Genomic DNA, 11,749 nt, shown 5'->3' on the forward strand with positions numbered 1-11,749 from the left:
TGCCCGCGCAGGCCCCCGCGTCGACCGTCTCACCGCAAGCACAGCGCCTACGCCAGCCGTCATGGCCTGAGTGCTGCCGACATCTGCATTGCCTCCCGGGAAGGTCCCTCACACAAGCGGCGAACACGCCGGCGACGTGGTCTCACCGGCATGCACGTCCGAGGCGCCCTCGGCGTCCGAGGCATCCTGCAAATTCGATGCGACTGACCGACGGCGGAATGAAAATCCACACTTTGATTGCCAAGCGGGTCAACTGACATGACTACCGCCAGTCAGCTCGCCCGAAATTAGTGCCGTCACCGACGCAGATTCGCCCCGCTGCCTCGTCTTGCACCACCATCACCACGGGCGATCGCAAGGTTGGTCCGAGAGGCGACAGTGTCGGGATGACTCGGACCTAGCACACGCGTCCTGTCAGCAAGGTTCCGCTCATGCAACTCAATTGCTTCGGCCCTCTGCCCGATCGCCTGATAGTCGATCGCTAGATTATTTCGCGAGCGCAAAGTATCCGGATGATCGTTGCCAAGGATCACTATGCGCTGTTCGAGCGTTCGCTCGTCAAGCTCAAAAGCTTCTTCATACTGCCCGGCAGCCCAGTAGCTTGTTGCTAAATTCTCGCGAGATTGCAACGTATGGGGATGATCGCCACCAAGCAGTTCAAGTCGGGCGGTCAAAATTTCCAGGTGCATCGAGATCGCGAGATCCACTTGGCCATTAACTTGATACGCTACCGCCAAATTGTTTCCCGTCTGTAGAGTATCAGGGTGATGCTCGCCGAGAACTACCGTACGTGCCGTTAGAATGCTTTCTTCGAGACGAATCGCCTCGAGTAGTCGCCCCGACATCTGATAGCTGGCAGCGAGATTGTGAATTGCCTGCAATGTATCAATATGCATAGCACCAAGTACTTGCAGGCGCTCGGCTCGCACTCGCTCATGCAAATTGGTCGCATCCTTGACACGTCCTATTGCCCGGAACGCCAGAGCTACGCCATCCATGGAGCGCAAAGTTGCGGGCGCCTCTTCACCGAGCAATCGCACCCGGTCAGCCAGTGTCCGCTCATGCAGAGAGACCGCCTCGTTGAGCCGCCCCGCAGCCGCATAAGCAACCGCCAAGTTAAATCGCGACTCCAACGTCTCCTCATGCTCCTCACCAAGCAGACGCACCCGATCTGCCAGCGCCTGCTCACCCAGCGCAACGGCTTCACCGAGCCGTCCTACCGCTCGATACGCCGTGGCTACGCTATCCAAGGAGCGCAAAGTCGCCGGCGCCTCCTCGCCGAGCAATCGCACCCGGTCAGCCAGTGTCCGCTCATGCAGAGAGACCGCCTCGTTGAGCCGCCCCGCAGCCGCATAAGCAACCGCCAAGCTAAATCGCGACTCCAACGTCTCCTCATGCTCCTCACCAAGCAGACGCACCCGATCTGCCAGCGCCTGCTCACCCAGCGCAACGGCTTCACCGGGAGAAAGCTCACCTAACACTTCATCACTGCTTAAGCCGCGCGGAGGATGTTCAGGAGCCGATTCAGATGGCGCAGCGCCAGTCGCAGGAAGCTGCCCCCGGCCGTTAGGCTGACTAGATGCCTCTGGATCTGAGGCCAAAATTCCTGAACTCGGATGAGTGCCCCGATCGGCATCCATGCCGTGGCCCCAAAGCCACCAAACCCTCTTGAAAATATTCCCCGGTCTCCCCGTGTTCACCTCTTGTGGAGCGAACGGTGGCCGATTCCGGGCCAAGGCCCGGATAAGCTCTCCACCAAATCCTTCAGCTCGCATCATGAACCCCGGTTTCGCTCGCTTCGGTCGATTTCGGCGAACTATTTTCGCCTTGCCGAAGTCTACGTACGGGAGGTGGGCTTATTTCCGGAGCATCATTTCTATCACTCAACGGAACCTGTTGCGCAATCTTCTCAATAATCAAAGGGGCCGCCACTCCAATACTAATGGCAGCGAGGGCGGTGAGCGGTTGCGAAATGCTCGCAGCTGCAGCCAGACCAGTGCTTATACCGAGCCGAATGAATATCGCGAAAATCACTGGAGTGACATGGGGCCCCCTTCGCCGATTCCATGGCCATCGGCCGCCACTGCGTTTGATCGCAGCAACGATTTCGAGGCCCTCTACAGCGGCGCCTCCGAATAGGCCCCACACCGCACACTGCCACAGCGACACATCACGCAGGGTAGCCGTCGACCGGGCGAGATGCATCAGTCGTTGGTCCGCGGAAGCCTGGACGCATGGACCGCGGATCATCCAGTCGCCGCGGACCGGTTGGCTGTCGCCCGGGCGATGCTCCAACACACGAACAGATCGATTACAACACGTAAGTGATCATCAAGCCCGCGTGAAGGCTATTTGATCACTCGATCCTACGACAATACCTACGGCAACCGCCGCGAACTCTCGTGGTCGCGGACGGATTGGGGTTGGATGACCTATCCACGCCAAGGACGCCTGCGTACCTAGACGAACGGTACGAGCAGAACTTACAAGCGGGGGGTCGTTGGTTCGGAACCAACCGTGCCCACTGGTTCACTGCGCCTTCGGCGCGGCGGGGGTTCCCACCCGCGGCCCCCATGGCCGCTGTGCGGCCACTGACCGGCGCGAAGCGCGGTCAGCTCACCGGCCCCCTCGACACCGCCAACTGTTCGGCTTCAAGTCCGAGCGCCCCCATGTCAAGGGTATCGCGCCCCCCTAGGGCAACCGGATCGTGCTCGGCGAGCATCCGCTTAGCGTCTACCGGTCGCTGCCGTGCCGTCTTGACTCGACTTCTGAAGTAATGTTGATATGTGAGCGCCTCGCCATTGGAGTCAGTCCCCTTCTCCGAGCTGCTGCGTCAACCGGCGGAGACCGCCGAGCGTCTGACGCGGGCTCGTGCTGTACGCCTGCGGCGACGTGACGCCGCGGACCTCGTGCTGATGTCCGCTGAACGTGCCGACGCGGAGGCCGAGGTCATCGATTTGTCGTCCCGGTTGCTCGCCGGGGTCGCGAGCCGCGATCCCGGGCTGCTTCGCGAGCTGCTTCCGAGCGCCCTGCCCTGGGTGCGTTTCCTGCCTCCGGCCGACGTCGATGCGATGGCGGCGGAGTTCGTGTCCACCACCGAGGCAGCGGCCGCGATCGGCAACACCGCGGCGGTGTCGCAGTTGCTCGTGGAGTGGCGGCACACCGCGGAGATTCACGCCGATCCCGATCTGTATCGAGCGTTGACCGCCCAGCCGCTCGAAGACTTCGGCCCGGTGCCAAGACCGGCGGATCAGTGAGCGCCAAACGCGGTGATCGGGCCGCACCGCCGCCCCGGGCCGATGGGTACAGCCTGCGCTTCGCCTCCAACGACGCCGCTAAGGGCTGGGAAGAACTATGCCGGCAAGCCGCCGCGAACACCCGCGCAGCGTTCGATGCGATCGAAACCGACCCCAGTCCCGCAGTGCCCACTCCTCGCCAACACCCCCTCAAGGGCAGCTTGGCAACCGACACGCATGGCGGGAGACGGCTGGACCAATGGCAGTACGAGGTCACGGCCGGCGGCCGGATCTGGTACCTCGTCGACCACGAGAACCGAACGTGCTGGATCAAGCATGCGGGTACAGGCCACCCCAAAGCGACGGACTGAAGCGCCTCACGACAACGCTTACAGCAACCGCGGCGAACAACGACGACCGCAGCCGATCGGAGCTATACACCACTTGCGCGCCAGGGACCGCCGCGGACGACGGGTGGACGGAGCGGGCAGAACTATAAGCGGGGGTCGTTGGTTCGAAACCAACCGTGCCCACTGGTTCACTGTGCCTTCGGCGCGGCGGGGGTTCCCACCCGCGGCCCCCATGGCCGCTGCGCGGCCACTGACCAGCGCACGGCGCGGTCAGCTCACCAGTGCACTCGGACCTCGTCGAGCACCCGATGCCGACACCGGGCACGGCCACTCCTCGGAGCTGCCGACGCGGGCCCGGGGCGGCATCCACCCGGCTCCGCCTTCGTCGCGCGCTGCGGCCTGCTCGACGGGTCAGCGCCCCGCTTGTCTTGCTCCCGCCGATAGGCTCGCCTTCACGAGTGCAGGAAGCGGCGGCCGTCACATACCGCCCGTCATCACGCTCGATGATCTTGCCGCCATGTCCGCTGCGGACCCGCATGGGCATCGGTATGAGGTCAGTACCGAGGGAGCGCTGTCGGTTGCGTCGCTGCCCGACTCCGAACGTGCCGCAATCGCCAGCCGCCTGCTGGTCTGGCTCGCGATGGCCGGGTGGCCCGCCGAGCAGATTCTGCAGGTGGCCGGTATCCGGATCGCCGGCTCGAACGGTGAAGGGGCCCGTATACCCGACCTGACGCTCTGGTCGAAGCCGCAACCGCGTGGCGTCTGGCTCGCGCTCACCGATCTTCTGTTGGTCATCGAGATCGTGTCGCCGGGTTCCGAGGCCATCGATGAGATGGTCAAGCGTCATGAATACGCGGCCGCCGGTATTCCGCGCTACTGGCTTGTCGATCGGGACCCCGCGCTGACCGTCACGCAGCATCGGCTCGGGCGGTCCGGCGGGTACGACGTGGTCACCAAGATGCCGCTGGCGTGGCTGCTGAACACCGCACCCGCCGATCATCTGGGCTAAGGGCCGCTCAGCCCCCTCGCGGCGCGTGGCGGGTGTGAGCGTCGTGGCCGCGCGGCCTTTTCCGGGCCGCGCGGCTCGTCTCTGTTCTTGGCGTCAGGCCAGGGGGAGCTTGCCGAGGATGGCCTTGACCTGGTCGATGGCCTTCGGCTTTAGCTGGTCCTTGGGTACGAAGGCGTTGCCGAACGTCACCAGGCTGATGGAGAGGTACAGGTTGGCGTCGAGCACGCGGATTGTGTAGTCGCTGGTCTTCGAGCCGATGTCCCAGTCGCGGTTGGTCCCGTAGGACTTCTCGCCGATGCCGGTGAGGTCGGCGTCGAAGTAGCGGCTCTTGTCGAGGTCGTAGCCGGAGTCGAAGTACTGCTTGGCCTCCTTCGACGTGGTGTACACCTGCGTCTTGATGCCGAAGGTCACCTTCATGCCGGACGCGGTACGCAGGTCGAAGTCGCAGTCGGAGCGGGCGACGCCGCCGGTGTTGCGGACGTTCGGCGTCGTCTTCTCCTTCTTGGCCGAGTAGATGCCGAGCGCGCTCAGGTCCGTCGAGCACAGGTCGCCGGGCGCACCGTACTTCGCCGGGGTCGCCGCGGCGGAGGTCGAGGTCTTCGTCGGGCGCCCGGTCGGTGCGCCGCCGGTGGTGGTCGCCGCCCCGGCTGTCGCACCGGGCTGGGCGCCGGCCTCCGGCGTCGACGGCTCGTCCTTGCTCATCAGCTTGGGAATGACGAGGATCCCTCCGACGACGGCGAGCAGCACGATGCCCGCGATGATGCCGATCGGCAGCCATGGCATGGCGCCGCGCTGTCCTCCGGGGCCGCCTGGTATTCCTGGTCCGCCGGGCATGCCTGGTCCGCCGGGCGGCGGGGCCTGCCAGCCCTGGGTCGCGGGCTGCTGCCACTGCTGCGTTGCCGGTGGAGGCTGCTGCCAACCCTGCGTGGGCGGCGGCGGGGCCGACCAGCCCTGAGTGGGCGGGGCCTGGGGCGGGTATCCGGCCGGCTGCTGGGCGTAGTCGGGCGCGGGCGGGTACTGCGGCTGCTGGGGGTACGCCTGCTCCTGGGAGTACGGCGGCTGTTGCGGGATCGGCGGCTGTTGCGGGTATTGCGGCGCCCCGTACTGCGGTGGGTACGCCGGCTGCCCCTGGTCGGGGTGAGGCGGGAACCCGCCGGTCGGTGGATACGTCACCGGGCCGACCATAGCCGATGATTGCCGCGCATATTGCCCGTAAAGGGCACACCAAGGTAACGGGGCGGCCCGGCGACCAGCGCATATGGACCGGTTTGCCCGCCGTACGAGCCGCGGGCCGACAATGCGATCCGCGGCCCGGGACAGCCGATGCGGCGGCCCGGTGGAGCCCTGCAGCAGAGGACGGCGGCGGTTTGTGCGGTCGGGTCAGCCGCTGTCGCTTGGTGCTTCGTCGCCGCCGAAGCCATACAGCGCGCCGTCGGGGGCGGGGGCGGGGGCGGTGTGGACGACCACGCGGTCGGCGGGGTGATGGGTCTCCATGTCGGTGGTGCGGACGGTGATCAAGGGGACGCCTTCGAGGATGTTCCAGTGGCGGCGCTCGTCGACGGTCGGCATGCGGGCGGTGATCTCGGCGGCCGGCGGGGCCTGGACGGAGACCTTTACGGCCGGCTCGCGGACCATGGCGCGGCGGCCGCGGACGGTGGCGATGAGGCCCTCGGCGCGCAGGACGGCCATGGCGTCGCGGACAACGTCGCGGCTGACCCCGTGCCGCTTGGACAGGTCGCTCTCGCTGGGGAGTTCGGCGCCCGGCGGCAGCTCGCCGTGCCGGATCTGGTCGCGCAGGGCGCTGGCGAGTTGGCGGTACAGCGACACGTCGGCACGGCGATCGAGCATGCGCTGCAAGCTATCATCAAATAGGGCCATGGGGCCATACAAAGTTGTCGTACTACCAATAATGACGGCCCGGTGGCGGAGTGTCGATCGGTCGACATGGTGTGGGTCGGCGGGTGCGATGGCCGGCGTGAGTGGGTCATCGAGATCTTGCTCAGCGTGACCGGCACCGGATGGCGGCCGGAGGAGCCGTGCGCATGGGCCTGGGCGAAGTCCGACCGGGCCGCGGATGACGGTGCCGGGGCCGACGGCGGGATGGCCGATGGCGGTGCCGGGGGCGGCAGCGGGATGGCCGATGGCGGTGCCGGGGGGCAGCGGCGGGGTGCGGCGGTAAATGACGGTGCCGGGCGCGGCGGGTGGCCGATGGCGGTGCTGGGGGCGGCGGGGTGGCGGATGGCGGTGCCGGGGGCGGCGGGGTGGCGGTGCGGGTTCGGCTCCGCGGGGTTGGGGGGCACTGGAAGTACTGAAGGATGGTCTGCCGTGGTTTGGGGTTTGGCGGTAGCGTCGCGGCTATGTCGGATCTTCCGCAGTTTCCGCCCGGGTTTCGGTTTGGGGTTTCCACCGCTTCGTACCAGATTGAGGGAGCGGTCGGGGAAGGTGGGCGCGGGGCGTCCATCTGGGACACGTTCGCGCACACCGCGGGGAAGGTTCGCGATGGGCAGAACGGGGACGTGGCCTGCGATCATTACCATCGGTGGGAGGGCGACCTCGATCTGATCGCCGGGCTCGGGGCGGGGGCCTACCGGTTTTCGGTGGCCTGGTCGCGGGTGCAGCCCACCGGGAGCGGGCCGGCCAATCCGGAGGGGTTGGATTTTTACGAGCGGCTGGTCGACGGGCTGCTCGCCCGGAACATCGATCCGTTGTTGACGCTGTTCCACTGGGATCTGCCGCAGGCCCTGCAGGATCTGGGCGGGTGGGCGAACCGGGACACGCCCATGCGGTTCGGGGAATACGCGGAGCTGCTCGGTGAGCGGCTCGGCGATCGCGTGAAGCTGTGGATCACGTTGAACGAGCCGTACATTCATTTCGCCCTCGGGCATGTGCAGGGAATTCACGCTCCGGGGCTGCAGATGCTGTCGGATCAGCTGCCGGTCGTGCACCATCTGCTGCTCGGGCACGGGCTGGCGGTTTCGGCGCTGCACCGGACGTCGAGCTCGCCGGTGACGCTCGCGAACAATTACTCGCCGGTCTGGCCCAAGAGTGACTCCGAGGCCGATCAGATGGCGGCCGCGGTTTACGACATGGTGCAGAACCATCTCTTCACGGCGCCGATTCTGCTGGGCGAGTACCCACCGGGATATGAATTCCTGACGACCGCCGACGTCGACTCCATCGTGCTCGAGGGCGATCTCGAGGTGATTTCCCAGCCCATCCAGGCGATGGGGGTCAACTATTACAACCCGAGCCTGATCGCGGCGCCGCCGGAAGGGGACCCGCTGCCGTTCGCGCGGCTGGAGCTCGAGGGGTACCCGAAGACGGCGTTCGACTGGCCGGTTGTCCCCGATGGGCTGCGTGAGCTGCTGGTGTCGCTGAAGGAGCGGTACGGGGACCGGTTGCCGCCGGTGTGGATCACGGAGAGTGGCTGCTCGTGGCCCGATCTCGACGATCAGTTCCGGATCGACTACATCGCCGGCGACCTGGCGGCGGTGCGGGCGGCCATCGACGCCGGGGTTGACGTGCGCGGTTACTGCACGTGGTCGCTCATGGACAACTTCGAGTGGGCGGAGGGGTACCACCAGCGGTTCGGACTCGTCCACGTCGATTTCGACACGCAGGTGCGGACGCCGCGGCGCTCGTACGAGTGGTACCGGCAGGTTTGCACCGCAGCTGCACCCCGGCCGGACTTGCAGCAAGACCCGACCGGATGACACGGTGAGTACGGCGGAATCCGTAGCGTTGCGCAGGTCAGTCGTGCGCAGCCGTTGGGAGTACCCGCCGTGGCCGAGCAGTATGCCGGAGCTCTTCTCTACCTTGTCCCCGTCCTGGTGGCGGCGGTCGTCGCGTTCATCGTGACGCGGCCGGAGAAGGACGACTCGGAGCCGTCGCCGCAGGAGACCGCGGTGCTGCCGCCGGCCCGCCCGGCTGCGGTGTCGCGGCCGTACATCCCGGCGCAGCGCACCTACCAGCCGCTCAACCGCCGGGCCAACCCGTCGACCGTCGCGCCGCAGCCGTCGCCGACGCTGCTGCACGCCGCGCTCTCCTCGCACTTCGCGGCGGTCGCCGGGGCGGCCACGTCGGCCTCGGCGCCCGCTTCGGCCAAGCAGCCGGCGGTGCGGCCGTCGCGGCTGGTGTCGATCCGGCGACCGGCGCGCATTCCCCGCCGCCCGCTGCACCGGTGCCCGCACAAGCCGTAATACGCACGGCCGTCAATAGACTGCGATCGCGCTCGACTGCGCAGCGTCACGTCGTTGCCGCCAAACGTGACGCACCCCGCGGCGGCGCGGCCATATTTTCGGGGCAATCGAAACGCATCGTCCAATGTGCAAGTTGCGGGATGCCCGGTGGCGGCGGGCATTTGCGTATTCGTGTGGGCACTGGGAGTACCAAAGCGGAAGTTAAGGGAGAAGGACGCCCGCGGGGTCCACATTGGACGGCGGTCTTCTCATGTATCGGGCAGTATTGAGGTATGGCACACGAAATTCCAGCCGTCGAGCTGGCGCCGGGCGTGAACCTCCCGACCATCGGTTTCGGGACTTGGCAGATTACGGGCGGCTCGGCTTACGAGTCGGCCCGGGCCGCGCTTGACGCCGGGTACCGGCACATCGATACGGCAACCATGTACGGCAACGAGGAGGAGATCGGGCGGGCGCTGCGCGACAGCGGGCTCGATCGGGACGATCTGTTCATCACCACCAAGCTGCCACCGTCGCATGCGGGGCGGGAGCGGCAGACGCTCGAGGCCAGCCTGAAGGCGCTCGGCGTCGACTTTGTCGACCTGTGGCTCATCCATTGGCCGCCGGCCCGCGGAAAATCGCTGCCGACGTGGATTTCGGTCCTGGAGCAGCGCGACGCCGGGCGCATTCGGGCCGCCGGGGTCAGCAATTACGACACCGGGCTGGTCGACGAGCTGATCAAGGAGACCGGCGAGACGCCCGTCGTCAACCAGGTCGCGTGGAGCCCGGCGCAGCACGATCCGCGATTCCTCGATGACATGCGGTCCCGCCGCGTGATCGTGGAGGGGTACAGCTCGCTCAAGAACACGCCGCTCGGCGATCCGCGTCTCGTGGCGATCGCGGAGGGTCACGGGGTGACGGTTCCGCAGGTCATCCTGCGGTGGCAGCTCCACCACGACATCGTGATCATCCCGAAGTCCACGCACGTTTCGCGGATGCGGGAGAACCTGGCCGTACTGTCGTTCGAGCTCACATCCGAGGAGATCGCCACGATCGATGGCGGGTTCACCGGCAATTCGTGACGGACGGGGCGACCGGCAACAGGTCAGGACCACCGGCGCCGGACGGGCCGGGCGAGGTCCGGGCCGCGTGGCCTCTTGCCGGGCGCTCCTACTGGCGCTTGACGTTCCGGTCGATGCGCACGCGCCAGCCCCGCTCCTGGGGTTTGCGGCGCAGCTTGGCCAGGGCCGCGATGGCGCCCATCGTGAGCTCCTCGAAGTCGAAGGCCGTCCGGTGCGTACCCTTCTGGATCACGAACGCCAGGCCGGCCGAGTTGCTGACCGCCCACCCCGGCCGGGTCCCGAGGCGGTGGGCGGCGCCGGCGCCGTACGCGGTGACGAGCTGGATGTCGAACGGGTAGCGCACCTCGCCGCCGGCCCGGGTCACCACGATCCGCGCCTGCGCGAGCGTGTCGTCGCGGTCGAACAGCGCCCGCCACCACTTGGTCCGGGGCGCCTCGAGCACCACCTCGACGCCGTCGCCGTGCTCGCCCGGGTCCCGCGCCTCGGCCACGCGCCGGACCAGGTCAAGGACCCGGTCCGGGCGTGAACGCCGGAACGGCAGCCACCTCTCCACGGCGCCATTATGGGGCCGCGATCACGCGGCCAGCACCGCGAATCCCGACTTGTTGCCGGTCGGGTCGAAGGCCCGCACGCGGACGTCCTTGAGCGGCAGCGGCTCGGTGAAACTGGTGCCGGTGACGTTGCCGACCCAGTCGTTGCCGTGGAAGACCTGATAACCGGCGACCTTCACGTTGTCGCTCGACGCGCTCCACGTCCAGGTCGCCGTCGACCCGGTGACGCTCACCCGCAGGTTCGCCGGGGCCGTGGGGCTGGACCAGTCCGAGGTCGGGCCCGGGTCGACGGCCACGCGGACGGTGCGCGGCGCCGACCGGTTCCCGGCGCCGTCGAACGCGATGACGGTGAACGAGAAGGAGCCGAAGCCGATCGGTGGCACGTTGAGGCTCAGTGCGCTCGTCGCGCCGTAGTGGTCGCTGTTGATGTACACGTCGTAGCCCGCGACGGCCACGTTGTCGGTCGCCGCCGTCCACATGATTTTCGTCGACCCCGGGTAGACGCTGTCCGGGGCGGTCGGCGCTGTCGTGTCGGGCTGGCCACCGGGCGTGATGACGGCGTACGGCGAGGCGTTCCCGGCCGCGTCGAGCGCCCGCACCCGGTAGGTGTAGATCATCGGCGGCGGCATGCCCATGGTGTACTCGGTGCCGCTCACGGTGGCGAGGAGATTGACCCCGCTGTATACCTCGTACGATTTGACGGCCGTGTCGTCGCTTGCCGCATCCCAGCGCAGCGTGAATGTGGTGGTGCCGACGACCGAGCGCAGATTCTGCGGCGTGGACGGCGGCCGGATGTCGGGGCCGTTACTGGTGCCGCCACCGTTTACCGAGACGTTCTGCGGGCTGCCCGTCCCCAGCGAGACCCAGCCGAAGTTGGTGGCGCCGCCCGGCGCGACTGTCGCATTCCAGGCCGCGCCCGTCGCCACGTAGTGATCGCCGCTGCGGGTTACCGTGGCGCCCCAGAAATTGCCCACGGAGGTGCCCACGGGAAGGTCGAACTCCACCTTCCAGGTCCACGGGCTCGCGGTACCGTTGCTGAGGTCGAACTGTCCGGTATACCCGGTACTCCATTCGCTCTGCTTCACGAACGTCGCCGTCGCTGCCCCGTCGGCGGCCGGCACGCCGAGCGCGGCAACGACGAGCGCCACCAGAAGTTGATTCATGGCCGTGGATTCTAGGAGCCGATTTCGCAATCGCGCGCGCTCTCGATGAGCGGGCCGATTCGATCTTTGTGCCGGGGGTACCCCGGGCCGGTCCACTTCCGCGCGAAGCGCCCGGCAATATCCCAGGCCGCGCCCCGGCGAGCGTTTCGATGACGCACCCGCGAATCGGCTCGGCACCGA

The 11,749-nt window shown here is 67.2% G+C and carries 10 protein-coding genes; 5 read left to right on the forward strand and 5 right to left on the reverse strand.

The features are described from left to right. Positions 1–296 precede the first annotated feature (296 nt). Positions 297–1,481 carry a tetratricopeptide repeat protein gene (locus Dvina_RS45365; RefSeq protein WP_223097484.1) on the reverse strand — a complete coding sequence of 395 codons (1,185 nt, stop codon included), beginning with the start codon at positions 1,479–1,481 and terminating at the stop codon, positions 297–299. Between the two features lie 1,305 nt (positions 1,482–2,786). Here Dvina_RS45365 and Dvina_RS45370 point away from each other — a divergent pair. Further along, positions 2,787–3,257 (forward strand): hypothetical protein, encoded by a 471-nt coding sequence (locus Dvina_RS45370; protein ID WP_223097486.1) that lies wholly within the window; start codon positions 2,787–2,789, stop codon positions 3,255–3,257. 846 nt (positions 3,258–4,103) lie between these two features. Beyond that, positions 4,104–4,595 (forward strand): Uma2 family endonuclease, encoded by a 492-nt coding sequence (locus tag Dvina_RS45375; protein WP_223097488.1) that lies wholly within the window; start codon positions 4,104–4,106, stop codon positions 4,593–4,595. A 93-nt stretch (positions 4,596–4,688) separates the two neighbouring features. Here Dvina_RS45375 and Dvina_RS45380 read toward each other — a convergent pair whose 3' ends face one another. Both Dvina_RS45380 and Dvina_RS45385 read right to left on the reverse strand, forming a co-directional pair. Beyond that, the gene (locus Dvina_RS45380; RefSeq protein WP_223097490.1) at positions 4,689–5,768 is read right to left on the reverse strand and encodes a hypothetical protein; all 1,080 of its coding nucleotides are present in this window, start codon (positions 5,766–5,768) and stop codon (positions 4,689–4,691) included. Positions 5,769–5,975: 207 nt separating this feature from the next. Continuing rightward, positions 5,976–6,443 (reverse strand): winged helix-turn-helix domain-containing protein, encoded by a 468-nt coding sequence (locus tag Dvina_RS45385; protein ID WP_223097491.1) that lies wholly within the window; start codon positions 6,441–6,443, stop codon positions 5,976–5,978. Positions 6,444–6,952: 509 nt separating this feature from the next. Between Dvina_RS45385 and Dvina_RS45390 the strand changes: the two genes are divergently transcribed. The 3 genes from Dvina_RS45390 (at position 6,953) to Dvina_RS45400 (ending at position 9,855) form a co-directional block, all read left to right on the forward strand. After that, a complete protein-coding gene (locus tag Dvina_RS45390) occupies positions 6,953–8,308 on the forward strand; it encodes a GH1 family beta-glucosidase (protein ID WP_223097492.1) in 1,356 nt (451 codons plus the stop codon). Positions 8,309–8,377: 69 nt separating this feature from the next. After that, on the forward strand, positions 8,378–8,794 hold the full coding sequence (locus tag Dvina_RS45395; protein ID WP_223097493.1) for a hypothetical protein: 417 nt from the start codon (positions 8,378–8,380) through the stop codon (positions 8,792–8,794). 272 nt (positions 8,795–9,066) lie between these two features. Continuing rightward, entirely contained in the window at positions 9,067–9,855 is a 789-nt protein-coding gene (locus tag Dvina_RS45400) for an aldo/keto reductase (protein WP_223097494.1), read from the forward strand. An 88-nt stretch (positions 9,856–9,943) separates the two neighbouring features. On the opposite strand, the gene Dvina_RS45405 is transcribed toward Dvina_RS45400, so the two are convergent. Together Dvina_RS45405 and Dvina_RS45410 are read right to left on the reverse strand one after the other, a co-directional pair. Continuing rightward, positions 9,944–10,408 carry a hypothetical protein gene (locus tag Dvina_RS45405; RefSeq protein ID WP_223097495.1) on the reverse strand — a complete coding sequence of 155 codons (465 nt, stop codon included), beginning with the start codon at positions 10,406–10,408 and terminating at the stop codon, positions 9,944–9,946. 21 nt (positions 10,409–10,429) lie between these two features. Then, a complete protein-coding gene (locus Dvina_RS45410) occupies positions 10,430–11,569 on the reverse strand; it encodes a cellulose binding domain-containing protein (RefSeq protein WP_223097496.1) in 1,140 nt (379 codons plus the stop codon). Positions 11,570–11,749: the final 180 nt, after the last annotated feature.

This window comes from Dactylosporangium vinaceum (genome assembly GCF_019904175.1).
Classification (GTDB): Bacteria; Actinomycetota; Actinomycetes; order Mycobacteriales; family Micromonosporaceae; genus Dactylosporangium; species Dactylosporangium vinaceum.